Genomic DNA, 14,492 nt, shown 5'->3' with positions numbered 1-14,492 from the left:
GCGATCAGGCGATGCGACGGTGCAACGCGCTTACGCAGTGTTCGACGACGACGTCCAGCTCGGCGTCGATGCGGATCGCGATCGCCTCGCGTTCGTCGGGCCGTTCCAGCGTGTCGAACTGGGTACGCAGCATGTCCGGCGAGAAGAAATGCGCGCGTGCCTGCATGCGCTCGAGGATGACTTCGTAGCTGCCGTCCAGGAACAGGAAGATCAGATCCGGGTCGTGCTGGCGCAGCTGGTCGCGGTAGCGCCGTTTGAGCGCCGAGCAGCCAATCAGCAGCGATTCGTCCGCGGTACGCCTGGCGCCGATGAGTTCGGCCAGCGTCTCCAGCCAGCCATGACGGTCGATGTCGGTCAGCGGCGTGCCCTCGGCCATCTTGTCGATATTGGCCTGCGGGTGGTAATGATCGCCGTCGACATAGGCCACGCCCAGCCGCTTGCCGAGGGCCGCGCCCAGCGTCGACTTGCCACAGCCCGATACCCCCATGACGACAATACGGCGCGGCGGTACGAGGCCCTCGTCTGACGATGCTGTGCTCATACCACCGACGTCATGCCGCCGTCGACGAAGATATTCTGGCCGGAGACGAAGTTGGAGGCATCGCTGCACAGATACACGAGTGTGCCGACCAGTTCCTCGAGCTGGCCCCAGCGCTGTGCGGGCGTGCGTTTTCTGATCCAGGCGTCGAATTCCGTGTCCTGCCACAGCGCGGTATTCATGTCGGTCTGGAAATAGCCCGGCGAGATGCAGTTGATCTGCAGACCGTAGCGGGCCAGGTCGGCGGCCATGCCGCGGGTGAGCATGGCCACGCCGCCCTTGCTCGCCGCGTAGGGCGCAATGGTCTCGCGAGCGAGCATCGACTGCACCGAGCCGATGTTCACGATCTTGCCCGAGCCGCGTTCGCTCATCTTCGCGGCCAGCGCGTTGGCCACATAGAACACGCCGGACAGATTGGTGGCGATGAGCGCGTCCCAGTCGGCCGGGTCGAACTCGGCGAACGGCGCGCGCCGTTGCAGACCGGCGTTATTGACCAGGATATCCGGCGTGCCGTGGGCCTCGACCAGCGCGGCCACACCTTCGCGCACCGCCTGCGCATCGGTGATATCGAAGCAGGCGATCTCGATTTCGGCGCCGGTGGCTTCATGCATGGCACGCGCCACGACCGCGAGAGTGTCGGCATTTCGGCCGTGCAGGATCACACGCGCGCCGCGTTCGGCCAGCCCCGTCGCCAGGGCATTGCCCAGCCCGCGCGAGGAGCCGGTGACCAGCGCCAGTTTGCCGGTGATATCGAACAGTGAATCGGCCATGGGGACAATCGGCTCAGAAGAGGATGAACAGGATATAGGTCAACGCGAATGCGACTACCGATTCCAGCGCCTGCTGCACGGTCCAGGTCTTCAGCGTGGTCTTCACATCCATGCCCATGAGCCGGCCGACCAGCCAGAAGCCGGAGTCGTTGACGTGCCCGGCGAACACCGAGCCCGCGGCTGTGGCCAGGGTGATGGCCACGACCTGCATGGGCGCCATGTTGGCCGCGGCCACCGCCGGCGCCATCAGTCCGGCCGCGGTGACCAGCGCGACTGTGGCCGAGCCCTGGGCGAGCCGGATCACGACGGCGACGATATAGGCCGCCACAATCAGCGGCAGGCCGATATCGCCCAGCGAGTCGGCCAGCGCATCGCCGATGCCCGATGCGCGCAGCACGCCACCGAACATGCCACCGGCGCCGGTGATCAGCACCACCGAGCAGATCGGCCCGAGCGAGGAATCCAGGATCTTCTCCAGGGCGCTGCCCTGTTCGCCGCGCCGCCAGCCGAGCACGTAGGAGGCCACCAGCACCGAAATCAGCAGCGCGATCGGCGTATTGCCCACCAGCACCAGCAGCTTGAACCATTCCTGGCCGTCGTCCACCCAGCCCAGCGAGGCCGCGAACAGCAGGCTGGTGTTGGCAAAGATCAGCACCAGCGGCAGCAACAGGATGCCGATGACGGTGGCCACCGTCGGCGGGTTGTGGATCACGTCGTCGTCGCGGCCGCCGAACAGCCCGGCGCCGACCAGGAACGGATGCTTGCGCGCCGCGTAGCGGCCCCATAGATAGCCCGACACGTACCACAGCGGAAACGCCATCACGATGCCGGTGAGCAGCACCAGGCCGGGGTTGGAACCGTACAGTTCGATCGCGGTGACGGGTCCGGGATGCGGCGGCACGAACACATGCATCACCGAGAACGCGGCCGCTGCCGGCAGGCCGTAGAGCAGCACCGGGCCGTCCAGGCGCCGAGCCACCGCGAAGATGATCGGCAGCATCACGACCAGGCCGGCATCGAAGAAGATGGGAAAGCCCATGAACAGCGAGGCCAGCCCCAGTGCGAACGGTGCCCGCGCCTCGCCGAACACCGACACCATCTTCTCGGCGAGCACGCGCGCGCCGCCGGAGTGCTCGACCAGCTTGCCGAGCATGGCGCCAAAGCCCACCAGCAGCGCCACCGAGCCCAGCGTGCTGCCGAAGTTGTCGACCAGCACATCGACGATCGAATCCGACGGAATGCCGGTGGCGAAGGCGGTGGCCAGGCTCACCATCGCCAGCGCCAGAAACGCGTGCACGTTGAAGCGGATCACGAGCACGAGCAGCAGCGCGACCGCCACCACCGCGATGCCGAGCAGCGGCCCGGCCGTCATGGTCTGGGACCAGTTTTCCATGGTTGTGCGCTCCGGTGGCCAGCGGCGGCAAGGCCGACGGCGGAAAATAGTTGCGGCCCGGGCGCGTCGACGCGCCCGCGTAGAACGGCTGCAGGCTGCACAGGCTCCCAGAGGGCCGCGGTCTTGCCCATGCGACGATCGTCGGAGGGCGGCCCGCAAGGAGAATCGTTGGCGGCCGTTGGATTACCACTGATCATGTCCGCGGTCGGCACGAACCGTGCAGGCCCGTCTCCGACGCCGACGATGAATTTGCTAGCATGAAAGCTGTATCACGAATTGATGCAATCGCGACGCGGGCCCGGGATGGCGCCGGCACCGATTGCTGTCATTACGCCCCGGGGGAACGAATGAAGACAATGATGGTGCGCCTGATGGCGTTGATGGCCCTGACGCTGTTGCCGCTGATGGTCCTTGCCCAGACCTATGTCGCCGGCATCGAGCCGTCGTTCCCGCCGTGGGCGTCGGTCAAGCGCGGCGAATACGTGGGCATCGCGCCCGACGCCGTGCGTGCGATCGCCAAGCAGCAGGGCTTCGACGTCAAGTTCAAGTCGATGTCGTTCTCCTCGCTCATTCCGGCACTCAAGGCCGGCAAGATCGATATTCTGGTCACCGGCCTGACGGTCACGCCCGAGCGCGCCAAGCAGATCGATTTCACCGTGCCCTGGTGGGAGACCAAGCTGGATGTGCTGGTGCCCGCGGATTCCGATACCAACATGATCACCGCGCTGTGCTGCGGGTCTAACGTGGGTGTGCAGACCGGCACCACCAACTACGAATGGCTCAAGGACAACGTGGTCGGCCAGGATGTGGATCTGAGCATCCATACCTACGACACCGATACCACCGCCCTGCAGGATCTGCTGATCGGCCGCCTGGACGCGACCTTCCTGGACGACGACACCGCGCGCGCGTTCGTGGGCGACAATCCCGAGCGTATACGTATCGCCGGCCAGATCGCGCCGCATCCGGCCCAGGTCTATGCGCTGGGGATTGCCAAGAACGACGACGACACCCTGCTCAAGACCCTCAACATGGGCGTGGTCGAACTGTACGAGTCCGGCGACTGGGCCAAGATCATCCACAAGTACATGCCGGACGCGGCCGTCGGCAAGGTGCCCACCGAGATGCCGGCGGACGTGCCTTCCTATGAAACACCGATTGCGGGGCTCGGTTCCTGACGGCAGCGGTGGCGGCCCGCGTCAGGCAGGTTCTGTCATCGCACGGCGGAGGGTTCATATGAGCCGTCCGTTTCGTTTGCGGGCGACTGAAGGGGCAGCCGCGGGGAGGCTCCGGTGATTGTCGAGACCCTCTGGCTCAACCTGCCCTATCTGCTGGAAGGCGCGGGCGTGACCGTGCTGCTCGCCGTGGCCCTGCTCGCGATCGGCATCGTGGTGGGTCTGGCGCTCGCACTGGCCCAGGTCTACGGCCGGCTCGGCCTGCCGCTGCTGGCCACACTCGTCGAACGCCTGTTTCGCGGCATTCCGGCGATCGTGCTGCTGTTCCTGTTCTACTACGGCATCTCCATCTTCTACGACATCGGCGCCTTTCCTGCCGCGGCGCTGGCGCTGGGGCTGCGGTCGGCGGCCTACCAGTCACAGATCTTTCGCGGCGCGATCCTGTCGATCCCCTCCGGGCAGATGGCTGCCGCACGAGCGATCGGCATGAGCGGGGCGATGGCGGTGGCCAGCATCATTCTGCCGCAGGCGTTTCGACAGGCGATCGGGCCCTGGGGCAACGAAGCCCTGTCCGAGCTCAAGGACACCTCGCTGGCCTACACCATCGGCGTGGTCGAGCTCATGCGCCAGGCCTCGTATCTGGTGTCCGACAACTACGGCCATACGCTGGCTTTCTACGGCGCGGCCGCCTTCGTCTATCTGCTTCTGAGCCTGGCCGCCACGCTCGCGCTCACCCAGCTCGACCGGCGTCTGGCCGTGCCGGGCTTCGATACCCGCTAGCCATGCCCAACCTGCCTCTGATGCGCGTCGAGCGCCTGTGCAAACGCTACGGCGACAAGACCGTGCTGCACGACGTGTCGTTCACCCTCGGCCAGGGCGAGGTCAAGGGCGTGATCGGTCCGTCCGGCGCCGGCAAGAGCACGCTCGCCCGTTGTCTAAACGGGCTGGAAGCCATCGACGGTGGCGAAATCTGGCTCGACGATATCCGTTTCGGCGACCGCCACACGAAGCTCGACGCGCTGCGCGCGCGGATCGGTTTCGTGTTCCAGGACTTCAACCTGTTCACCCATCTGACCGTGGCCCGCAACGTCACCATCGGCCTGACCAAGGTCAAGAAGATGGCGCGCGCGGAGGCCGAGGCGATCGTCCGTCGTGAACTGGCCCGCGTGGGACTGGAAGACAAGCTCGACGCCTATCCGGCCGAACTGTCCGGCGGCCAGCAGCAGCGCGCTTCCATCGCCCGCGCGCTGGCCATGGAACCGGAACTGATGATCTTCGACGAACCCACCTCCGCGCTCGATCCGGAATCGGTCGGCGGCGTGCTGCGGGTGATGCGCGAGCTGGTGCGCGAAGGCATGACCATGGTGGTCGTCTCCCACGAAATGGCCTTCATCGAAGCGGTGGCCGACGACGTGCTGTTCATGGTCGACGGCGGAATTCACGAGGAAGGCCCGGCCGAACAGATATTCCAGCATCCGCAGGGCGAGCGCACCCGCGAATTCATCCAGGGCCTGTCGCACGCCGAGCCAGACAACGTCCGCGACGCGCGATGAACGCGTTTTTCGTCTTCGCCTGGGAGAACCTGCCGGCCCTGCTCGACGGGCTGCAGTACACGGTGATCATCTGGATCGTGGCGGTGGCCTTCGGCTTCGTCCTCGGCCTGCTGCTCGCGGTCGGCCGTGTCTATGGCAACACCCCGCTGCGGTGGCTGGCCATCGGCTATATCGAACTGATCCGCGGCACGCCGCTGCTCGCCCAGATGTTCATCGTCTATTTCGGCCTGCCCGAAGTCGGGCTCGTGCTGTCGCCGCTGGTCGCGGCCATGGTTGCCATCGGCCTGAACACCGCCGCCTACCAGGCCGAGTATTTCCGCGGCGGTATCCGCGCCATTCGCAGCGGCCAGATGGCCGCCGCCCGCGCCATCGGCATGACCCGCGGCCAGGCCATCCGCAGCATCATACTGCCCCAGGCCCTGCGCATCGCCCTGCCGCAATGGTCCAACGAAGTGATCCTGGAGTTGAAGTACACCTCGGTGGCATTTGCCATCAGCGTGCCCGAACTCATGGGTCAGGCGAAGATGATCGGGGCGAATACATTTCTGTATTTCCAGATTTTCGTGGTCGCGGCGCTGATCTATCTGGTGCTGGTGACGCTGGTCACGGCCGTGCTCGATCAGGTCGAGAAGCGTTATGCGTTACGGCACTGACGGCCGGGTTGTAGACATTGCGCTACAGCGCACGGAACCATTTCCGCGGCGCTGCCAATCGTTGCGGGAACCTGCAAAGACACGGGTGTCGAGCGGATCGGCCGAGGCCCGCGACCGGATTAAACCAATAGCCAGAGTCGGTTACGATCAATACGAATTGTGCCCGGGCTGCTTGTTCGACCATACTCGACTGGCCCGTGATCTTTGGACAATCCAGCCCCGGGAGACCTGATGCAATCTGCAATTATCGTCGGCTACCTGATTATCATGGTTGTGCTCGGTCTTTATTTTGCGAAGTCGCGGGTCCGGGACAGCGCCGATTTCATGGTTGCGGGACGCAGCCTCTCCTACGGGGTCCTCATCGGCACGCTCGTCGCAACGTTCATCGGCTCCGGGTCCATCATCGGGGGCGCGAGTTTCGTCTATCAGCATGGTCCGCTGGCGGCCATCTTCTTCTTCGCCGGTACCCCGATCGGCATTCTCATCCTGTATTTCTTTCTCGCCCACCGCATCCGGGCGGCGGCGATCTACACGATCCCCGAGATCATCGAGAAGCGCTACGGCCGGTTCGCCCGCGGCATGGCGGCCCTGATCATCCTGCTGGCCTATGTTGGCATCGTGTCGTACCAGTTCATCGGCGGCGGCTATGCGCTTAACGTCACGCTCGGTCTGCCGGTCTGGGAGGGCGCGCTGATCAGCGCGGTGGTGATGATCTTCCTGGCCATGATCGGCGGCCTCGTCTCCGTGGCCTATACCGACTTCATCAGCTCGATCATCATCTTCCTGAGCCTGCTGATCGCGCTTCCGATCGCATTGATGAACGTCGGCGGGCTGTCGGATATGTTCGCCGCGCTCCCGGCCGCGAAACAGAGCTGGACCGGTGGTCTGACCACGGTGCAGTTGCTGGGGTATTTCCTGCCCCTGTTCCTGCTGCTGCTCGGCGATCAGAATATCTACCAGCGGTTCTCGGCGGCACGCGACGCCACCACCGCCCGTCGCTCGGCCGCCGGTTTCTTCATCGGCGCGATACTCATCAACGCACTGATCATTCTGCTGGTCGCTACGACAATAGTGGCCTTTCCCGACATCAAGCCCGATACCGCGGTGCTGGTGCTGGGCGCCCGCGGTGTGCCCGACCTGCTGGGCGGCTTCATCCTGGCGGCGACGGTCGGTCTGATCATCACGACCGGCAATTCCTACCTGCTCTCTTCGGCCGGCAATCTGGTGCACGACCTCTATGTGAACGTCTTCGGGCGCCGTATCGCCGAGTCGCGTCGCCTGCTGGTGGATCGGGGCACGGTCGTGGCCCTGGGCGTTTTCGCCTATTGCCTGGGCACGTTCTTTCCCTCGGTACTGGCGATCCAGATGTATTCCTACACGATGTACGGCGCGGCCATCACGCCGGCATTGATTGCGGCGCTGGTCTGGCGGGGCGCGACCGTGCCCGGCGGGGTGGCGTCGATCCTCGTGGGCGGTGCCGCGACCCTGATCTGGGAGATCGCGCTCGGCAAGCCGCTGGAGTTGAACAGCGTACTGATTTCGCTGCCGCTGTCGGTCTTGACCCTGATCGTCGTGAGCCTGCTGACCCAGCAGCGCTGCACCCCCTTGATCGGCGAGCAAACGGAGTAAGGAAGTTCATGCTGATTATCGACAATTGTCATATATTCGACGGGCTTAACGATGGTCTGCGGGCCGACTCGCAGGTCGTTGTGGAAGACGGCCGGATCAAGGATATCGGCGCGGCCGGCGACAAGACGGCAGGGGCCGAGGTGATCGATGCCCGTGGTCGGACGCTGATGCCGGGCCTGATCGATGCCCATGTGCATGCCTATGCGGCCACGGCGAACCTCGCCCTCGTGGACACGATGGCGCCGTCCTATCTCAGCCAGTTTGCCCGTGCCTCGCTCGAATCGATGCTGCAACGCGGTTTTACCAGCGTGCGCGACGCCGCCGGTGCCGACTATGGCCTGGGCCTGGCGACCGAACAGGGCTATATCCGCGGCCCGCGCCTGTTCTATTCCGGCAAGGCATTGAGCCAGACCGGCGGCCACGGCGATTCCCGGGGGCTCGAGAGCGGTGGCTGTGTATGTGGCTGTGGTTCCTCGCGGGTGGTGCTTTCGCACGTGGTCGATGGCGTGACCGAAATCCGCAAGGCGGCGCGGGAGGAACTGCGTCGGGGCGCGACCCAGATCAAGATCATGGCCTCGGGTGGGGTCTCCTCGCCCTCCGACCCGATCTGGAATCTGCAGTTCTCGGAAGAAGAGATCCGCGCCGCGGTCTGGGAGGCCCACGCCTGGGGGCGCTACGTGCTGGCCCATGCCTATACGCCCGAGGCGATTCGGCGCTGTCTGGAATACGGCGTGCGCTCGATCGAACACGCGAACCTGATCGATGCCGACACCGCGGCTTTCGCGGCCGCGCAGCAGGCGTTCGTCGTGCCCACGCTGGTCACCTACGAAGCGCTGGAAACCTATGGCCGCGCGCAGGGTTTTCCGGCGGTCAGCCTGGACAAACTCAAGGTCGTACGCGATGCCGGCGTGACGTCACTGGAACACTTGAAATCCGCCGGTGTGCGGATGGGCTTCGGCACCGACCTGCTCGGTGAGATGCAGGTCCATCAACTGCGCGAGTTCAGTATCCGGGCGGAGGTGCTTTCGCCGTTCGAGATCCTGCAGTCGGCGACTTCCATCAACGCCGAGATCCTGCAACAGACCGGTGAACTGGGTGTTATCCAGCCACGGGCGCGGGCCGATATGCTGCTCGTCGACGGCAATCCGCTGGAAGATCTTTCCATCCTCGAGCGACCCGCCGAATGCCTCAAGCTGGTGATGAAGGGCGGTGAGATCTACAAGAACGAATCGGCGGGCAGATAGCCGCTTTCCGCTCGCTCGACAACAGCGGCCGGCTTAGCGCGATTGCTTCGCCGTCAGCGGTGGGAGACGCTCGCTCCGGATGTCTGCGTCGAGCCGCGTGTCCTCATCGGTGGCCACACTGGCGGTCGCTGAGATACCGCTGCCTGGTCGGTGATCTCGACGCGGGGCGGTTGATCGTGCCGCACAGAGTTGGCGGGACACGTCGGGCGGCCCTTGTCAGATCACTTTCCGTCGCAGCCAGGCGGCCAGCGCTTCCCCGGCGATGACCAACACCAGAATGGCGAGCAGGATGGTGGCCACGGTGCGCCAGTCCAGCGTGTCGATCGCACTCTGCAGGATCACGCCGATGCCGCCGGCGCCGACCAGTCCGAGCACCGTCGATTCGCGCAGATTGATGTCCCAGCGCAGTATGCCGACCGCGAAGAAGGTCGGTACCACCTGAGGCACGATGGCATAGACGATGACCTTGGCCCGGGATGCACCGGTGGCCTCGAGTGCTTCCACCGGCCGCCGGTCGATCTCCTCGATCGCCTCGCCCATGAGCTTGCCGAGAAACCCCAGCGAACGGAACATGATGGCGACAATGCCGGCGAGCACGCCGGGGCCGAAGATGGCCACGAACAGCAGCGCCCAGATCAGCGTGTTCACCGAACGGCTCGACACCAGGATGAACCGGCCCAGCCACAGCGTGGCGGCGTTGGGGGTGGTGTTCTGTGCCGAGATATAGGCCACCGGCAACGACAGGAACACGGCGAAGAACGTGGCGATGGTGGCGATGTTGAGCGTCTCGATCAGCACCCGGATGATGGTGCGAAGATTCGAGACGTCGGGCGGGACCATGCGCGAAAACAGATCGGCGATCTGATTCGGGGCATCCCATACCCAGGGCCAGACGATATTGATGGTGCCCACCGACCAGCTCACCGCCACGGCGACGACCAGCAGGCCGACCAGGCGCCACCAGCGCTGGCTCGAGCTGTAGCGCCGCCAGGCGCGATCGGCGACCGAGTCGTTCACCAGATCATCTTCCGCATGCGGCCGCTGACGGCTTCGCTGATCAGGATCGCGCCGATGATCACCAGCGTGATCGCCAGGGCGAAGTCATAGTCGTAGCGGCCGAAGGCGTTCATCAGCGTTGATCCGATACCGCCCGCGCCGACGATGCCCACCACCGCCGAGGCGCGCAGGTTGCTGTCCAGCTGATACATGGTCAGACCGATCTGGCGCGGCATGATCTGCGGCAGCACGGCGTATTGCAGCACCGTGATATAGCGGGCACCGCTGCTGCGCAGGGCCTCGACCTGACCCCAGTCGATCTCCTCGATGCGTTCGGCGAGCATCTTGGCGACGAAGCCGATCGAATAGAGGGTCAGGGTGAGAATGCCGGCCACCGGCCCGAAGCCGACCGCCTTGACGAACAGGATCGCGACGATTACCGGGTGAAAGCTGCGGGCGATGACGATCAACGCCCGGCCCAGCGCGTAGATCGGTTTGATGGCGATGTTGCGGGCGGCCATGAACGCGATCGGGATGCTCAAACCGACCCCCAGCAACGTGGCCAGCACCGCGATCTTGAGGCTCTCCAGAAAGCCGTCCATGAGCAACTCATAGCGCGCAAAACTGGGTGGAAAGGCGCCGCCGAAGATGCGGCCGGCGCGTTCCATGCCCTGGGCGACGCGCGCCCAGTCGAACGGCAGGGTGGAACAGGCCCACACGGCGTAGCACAGCGCCCCCAGCATCAGTGTCCAGCGCAGCCACGGATTGGCAATGAACGGCGTCTTGCGCCAGCGGCGTGGTGTGCCCGCGGCCTCGCTCATGTCGTTACCGCTGCGCGGGCCCGTGGCTCATGGTCGCCGGTATCTTCCTTGTTTTCGGCGGTGCCGCTGTAGACCGCGTCCATCGCCGCCTGGTCGAGATCGGCCGGGGCCCCGTCGAAGATCAGACGGCCGAAGCGCATGCCCACAATGCGCTCGGTGAATTCGCGGGCCTCGCCGACGTTGTGGATATTGATCAACACCGGCAGCTGGAACTCGGCCGCGAGCTTCTGCAGCAGCTCCATGATCTGGCGCGAGGTCACCGGATCCAGCGACGCCGTGGGTTCGTCGGCCAGCAGTATTTCCGGGTCCTGCATCAGGGCGCGTACCACGCCCACGCGCTGGCGCTCGCCGCCGGAGAGCTCATCCGCGCGCTTGTTGGCGTACTGCGCGATGCCGACCCGCTCCATCAGGTGAAAGGCGCGCTCGATGTCCTCCTGCGGGTAGCGCCGCAGTGCCGCCCGCCAATAGGGGATATAGCCGAGCCGGCCGCATTGCACGTTTTCCATCACCGACAGCCGGTCGACCAGATTGAACCCCTGGAAGATCATGCCGATACGACGACGCGTATGCCGCAGCGCCGGCTTTCTGAGCGTGGTGATCTCGACGCCGTTGAGCTCGATACTGCCGGCGGTCGGCTCGACGAGCCGGTTGATACAGCGCAGCAGCGTGCTCTTGCCGGCGCCGGAGGCCCCGATGATGGAGGTCACCGATTCGCCGGGCACCTCCAGCGCCAGATCCTTGAGGACCGGCGGGTTGTTGCCATAGCGCTTTACCAGATGTGATATCCGCAGCATGCGTTCGACTCCGTGATCCGACCCGGGCCTGTCGGCCCGGGGGACAGCCTCAGCTCTTGTCCAGATCCTGCGGCGTATAGGACACGCCGTTGGCTTCCTGGATATCGCGGATGATCTGCCAGTCCTTCTTGTAGGTGATCGGTACGAACTGGGTCACACCGCTGAATTCCTCGCCCAGCGCGGTGCCCTTGAAATCGAAGCTGAGGAAGGCCTCGCGGATCTTCTTGACGAGTTCCGGCTTCAGGTTGTGCGCATAGGTGTAGGACGTGGTCGGAAAACGGCTGGACTCAAAGATGATCTTGACGTCTTCCGGGTCGTAGAGGTCGCGCTCGGCCATGCGGTCGACGACCTCGGAGGCCACCGGTGCGGCGTCGTAATCGCCCGCGACCACGCCCAGCATGGACTGGTCATGGGAGCCGGAATACACCACCTCGTAATCCTTGCCGGGCACGATGCCCTGCTTGGGGAACAGGGCCCGGGGTGCCTGATTGCCGGAGTTGGACGTCGGCGAGGTATGCGCGACCCGCTTGCCCTTGAGGTCCTTGAGCGTATCGATGCCGCTGTCCTTGCGGGTATAGACCTGCAGGGTATAGCCGAATTCGCCCTCGTCGGTGCCCATGATGGCGAAGGGCACGGCGCCGGCCAGATTGACCGCGAAGGGAGTCGGACCCGTGGAAAAGCCGGCGATATGAATACGGTTGCTGCGCATCGCCTCGATTTCCGCGGCGTTGGACTGCACGGCGAAGAAACGCACGTCCTTGCCGGTGACCTTGGACAGATGCTCGATGAACGGTTCCCAGATATCCGCATAGATGGCCGGATCCTCGACCGGCGTATAGGCGAATACCAGCGTGTCGGGGTCCTGCAGTTCACCGGGATTGCTCGGCGCGTCGGCCACCAGGTCGCCGTCCGCGTCGCAGTAGATCGAGGCGAGATCGCCGCGATGTTCGCATGACTTCGATTGCTGAGCGTTCGCGGCGCTTGCAAACAGGGCCGCGACGAGGCCGATGCCGAACAGCAGATCGCGGCTGTGGCTGATCAGTGCGTGGATGGGCGGCTTGGTCGATGTCATGGCGTGGCTCCCCTGCGGCTTGCAAGCGTTTCTTGTAATCGAAGTCATCTTGAGCGTAGGCAATTCAGTTGGTCTTTACAATAAAGATAGGCGACAATGTGGGAAAAGCCACGGAATTTGTGGCTATTTCAACATTATCCATTGGTCGCATGACGCGGTCGTAGATCGTCGGTCGAACGAGGGAGAAGAGCATGGCCCACCGTCTGCGAAAGGATGAGCGGCGCGCACAGATCCTGGATGCCCTGCGCTATACGCCGCATCTGCGCATCACGTCGCTCGCCGAGCGTTTTGCGGTGACCACGGAAACGGTGCGCCGTGATATCGACGCGCTCAGCGAAACCGGGTTGGTGGACCGTGCGCATGGCGGTGCGGTGGCCCGCCCGATGGCGTTTCAGCCCTCGATCAGCGAGCGCGAACAAGCGACCGTTGAAGAGCGTCGACGCATCGCGGCCACGGCGGCGCAGCTGGTATCCGCGGGGCAGGTGGTGATGATCGACGCGGGCTCGACCACGAGCCAGCTGGCATGGCACCTGAACGCGGTCGGCGAGCGGCTGCGCGTGATCACCAACAGCTATCCCGTGGCCTCGGCGCTGGCGAGTGCAAACCTGCGGGCCATCGTATGCCCCGGCGACTTCAACGGTCGCGAGGGCGGTGTGTTCGGTCAGGATACCAGCGATTTTCTGTCCCGGTTCAACGGCAACATCGCCTTCATCGGCGCCAGCGGCATCGCCGCGGACGGCATTTCCGACGTCAATCGCGAGGCGGCGTGGGTCAAGCGCACGATGCTTGCGCGCTGTGAGCGCGCCTATCTGCTGGTGGACCACAGCAAGTTCGATACGCGGTTGCTGGAAGTGGTGGCGCCCTTGGACGACCTCGACGGCATCGTCACCGACCGTGCCCCGCAGGGCCCGTTGGCCCGGCAACTCGACAAGGTCGGCGTCGCCGTTCATGTTGCCGACGAGTCCCCATCCACGACCGATCCAGCGGCCGCGGCCAGTTTGTCCCGGTCACGCCCCGATCATGGATGAAGCCATCCAGCGCTTGCGGGACGCCGATGCCGATGCCCTGCGTTATGTCGAGGTGGTGCTGACCGACGTCGACGACACCTTGACCCGCCATGGACGCGTCGCTGCGGCCACGCTCGCGGCCATGGAGCGGCTGCGCCACGCCGGCATTGCCCTGGTGCCGGTGACCGGCGGCTGCGCCGGGTGGTGTGACCATATCGTGCGTGCCTGGCCGGTCGCGGCGGTGATCGGCGAGAGCGGCGCCTTTCGTTTTCGCAAGACAGCGAACGGTGGACTCGACCAGCACTTCGTGCGCCCACGCGAGCAACTGCGCGACGAGCAGCATCGCCTGCTGGAACTCGCCGAACGCGCGCTGGCAATGGAACCCCAGGCCCGCCTGGCCGCCGATCAGCCCTACCGCCTGGCCGACGTGGCGATCGATCATGCCCAGGACGTGAATCCGCCGCTGCCCCGCGCAACGGTGACTCGGTTGATGGAATGCATGCGCGCGACGGGCGCGCGCGCGCGGGCGAGTTCGATCCACGTCAACGCCTGGTTCGGCGATCACGACAAGGCCAGCATGGCGGCATGGATGCTCGAGTCCGACTTCGACCTCGACGCCGCCGCACAGAATCGGCGCGTGCTGTTCATCGGCGACGCGCCGAACGACGAATCGCTGTTCGAGCGCTACCCGCTGTCGGTGGGCGTGGCCAACATTGCGGCGCATCTGGAACTGATGCAGGCCCGGCCGCGCTGGCTGTGTCACGCCAGCCATGGCGAAGGGTTCGTGGAAATGGTCGAATGCCTGCTGGCTGCGCGTTGACACGGGTTGCAATGATTGGAATGAGGG

Annotated in this window: 15 protein-coding genes; 8 read left to right on the top strand and 7 right to left on the bottom strand. The window is 64.9% G+C overall.

Features of this window, described 5'->3' with window-relative positions:
* Nucleotides 1–4: 4 nt before the first annotated feature.
* Genes ACFOSU_RS07595 through ACFOSU_RS07585 form a run of 3 tightly spaced genes read right to left on the bottom strand, consistent with a single transcriptional unit; the run spans nucleotide 5 to nucleotide 2,701 of the window.
* Nucleotides 5–541 carry a gluconokinase gene (locus ACFOSU_RS07595; RefSeq protein ID WP_380688081.1) on the bottom strand — a complete coding sequence of 179 codons (537 nt, stop codon included), beginning with the start codon at nucleotides 539–541 and terminating at the stop codon, nucleotides 5–7.
* Nucleotides 538–1,308: an SDR family oxidoreductase gene (locus ACFOSU_RS07590; protein WP_380688079.1), complete on the bottom strand. Its 771-nt coding sequence runs from the start codon at nucleotides 1,306–1,308 to the stop codon at nucleotides 538–540. Before ACFOSU_RS07590 ends, ACFOSU_RS07595 begins: the two co-directional genes overlap by 4 nt.
* A gap of 13 nt (nucleotides 1,309–1,321) precedes the next feature.
* A complete protein-coding gene (locus tag ACFOSU_RS07585) occupies nucleotides 1,322–2,701 on the bottom strand; it encodes a GntP family permease (protein WP_380688077.1) in 1,380 nt (459 codons plus the stop codon).
* A gap of 347 nt (nucleotides 2,702–3,048) precedes the next feature.
* Here ACFOSU_RS07585 and ACFOSU_RS07580 point away from each other — a divergent pair, with 347 nt between their 5' ends.
* The 6 genes from ACFOSU_RS07580 to ACFOSU_RS07555 all read left to right on the top strand — a co-directional run bounded on the left by ACFOSU_RS07580 (nucleotide 3,049) and on the right by ACFOSU_RS07555 (nucleotide 8,955).
* The gene (locus ACFOSU_RS07580; protein ID WP_380688075.1) at nucleotides 3,049–3,879 is read left to right on the top strand and encodes a transporter substrate-binding domain-containing protein; all 831 of its coding nucleotides are present in this window, start codon (nucleotides 3,049–3,051) and stop codon (nucleotides 3,877–3,879) included.
* A gap of 114 nt (nucleotides 3,880–3,993) precedes the next feature.
* On the top strand, nucleotides 3,994–4,656 hold the full coding sequence (locus ACFOSU_RS07575; protein WP_380688073.1) for an amino acid ABC transporter permease: 663 nt from the start codon (nucleotides 3,994–3,996) through the stop codon (nucleotides 4,654–4,656).
* Nucleotides 4,657–4,658: 2 nt separating this feature from the next.
* Nucleotides 4,659–5,429 (top strand): amino acid ABC transporter ATP-binding protein, encoded by a 771-nt coding sequence (locus ACFOSU_RS07570; RefSeq protein ID WP_380688071.1) that lies wholly within the window; start codon nucleotides 4,659–4,661, stop codon nucleotides 5,427–5,429.
* Nucleotides 5,426–6,082 carry an amino acid ABC transporter permease gene (locus tag ACFOSU_RS07565; RefSeq protein WP_380688069.1) on the top strand — a complete coding sequence of 219 codons (657 nt, stop codon included), beginning with the start codon at nucleotides 5,426–5,428 and terminating at the stop codon, nucleotides 6,080–6,082. Before ACFOSU_RS07570 ends, ACFOSU_RS07565 begins: the two co-directional genes overlap by 4 nt.
* Before the next feature lie 231 nt (nucleotides 6,083–6,313).
* On the top strand, nucleotides 6,314–7,711 hold the full coding sequence (locus ACFOSU_RS07560; RefSeq protein WP_380688067.1) for a sodium:solute symporter family protein: 1,398 nt from the start codon (nucleotides 6,314–6,316) through the stop codon (nucleotides 7,709–7,711).
* An 8-nt stretch (nucleotides 7,712–7,719) separates the two neighbouring features.
* Entirely contained in the window at nucleotides 7,720–8,955 is a 1,236-nt protein-coding gene (locus ACFOSU_RS07555) for a metal-dependent hydrolase family protein (RefSeq protein WP_380688065.1), read from the top strand.
* A 216-nt stretch (nucleotides 8,956–9,171) separates the two neighbouring features.
* Here ACFOSU_RS07555 and phnE (ACFOSU_RS07550) read toward each other — a convergent pair whose 3' ends face one another.
* From phnE (ACFOSU_RS07550) to phnD, 4 genes are read right to left on the bottom strand one after another with little or no spacing between them, the layout of a single operon-like run.
* Nucleotides 9,172–9,975, bottom strand: a complete 804-nt coding sequence (gene phnE / locus ACFOSU_RS07550) for a phosphonate ABC transporter, permease protein PhnE (RefSeq protein ID WP_380689211.1) — start codon at nucleotides 9,973–9,975, stop codon at nucleotides 9,172–9,174.
* Entirely contained in the window at nucleotides 9,969–10,772 is an 804-nt protein-coding gene (phnE, locus tag ACFOSU_RS07545) for a phosphonate ABC transporter, permease protein PhnE (protein ID WP_380688063.1), read from the bottom strand. The genes phnE (ACFOSU_RS07550) and phnE (ACFOSU_RS07545) overlap by 7 nt, the downstream gene beginning before the upstream one ends.
* Nucleotides 10,769–11,566 (bottom strand): phosphonate ABC transporter ATP-binding protein, encoded by a 798-nt coding sequence (gene phnC, locus ACFOSU_RS07540; protein ID WP_380688061.1) that lies wholly within the window; start codon nucleotides 11,564–11,566, stop codon nucleotides 10,769–10,771. The genes phnE (ACFOSU_RS07545) and phnC overlap by 4 nt, the downstream gene beginning before the upstream one ends.
* Nucleotides 11,567–11,615: 49 nt before the next feature.
* Nucleotides 11,616–12,638, bottom strand: coding sequence for a phosphate/phosphite/phosphonate ABC transporter substrate-binding protein (gene phnD, locus ACFOSU_RS07535; RefSeq protein WP_380688059.1), 1,023 nt, complete (start codon nucleotides 12,636–12,638; stop codon nucleotides 11,616–11,618).
* Nucleotides 12,639–12,829: 191 nt separating this feature from the next.
* Between phnD and ACFOSU_RS07530 the strand changes: the two genes are divergently transcribed.
* Both ACFOSU_RS07530 and ACFOSU_RS07525 read left to right on the top strand, forming a co-directional pair.
* Nucleotides 12,830–13,666: a DeoR/GlpR family DNA-binding transcription regulator gene (locus ACFOSU_RS07530; RefSeq protein WP_380688057.1), complete on the top strand. Its 837-nt coding sequence runs from the start codon at nucleotides 12,830–12,832 to the stop codon at nucleotides 13,664–13,666.
* Nucleotides 13,659–14,465 carry an HAD-IIB family hydrolase gene (locus tag ACFOSU_RS07525; RefSeq protein WP_380688055.1) on the top strand — a complete coding sequence of 269 codons (807 nt, stop codon included), beginning with the start codon at nucleotides 13,659–13,661 and terminating at the stop codon, nucleotides 14,463–14,465. The genes ACFOSU_RS07530 and ACFOSU_RS07525 overlap by 8 nt, the downstream gene beginning before the upstream one ends.
* The last annotated feature ends 27 nt before the right edge of the window (nucleotides 14,466–14,492 follow it).

It is taken from the genome of Salinisphaera aquimarina, assembly GCF_042643355.1.
In the GTDB taxonomy this organism is placed as follows: domain Bacteria; phylum Pseudomonadota; class Gammaproteobacteria; order Nevskiales; family Salinisphaeraceae; genus Salinisphaera; species Salinisphaera aquimarina.
Note: the sequence above shows the minus strand (reverse complement) of the source record. Positions and strands in the feature narration are given on the sequence as shown.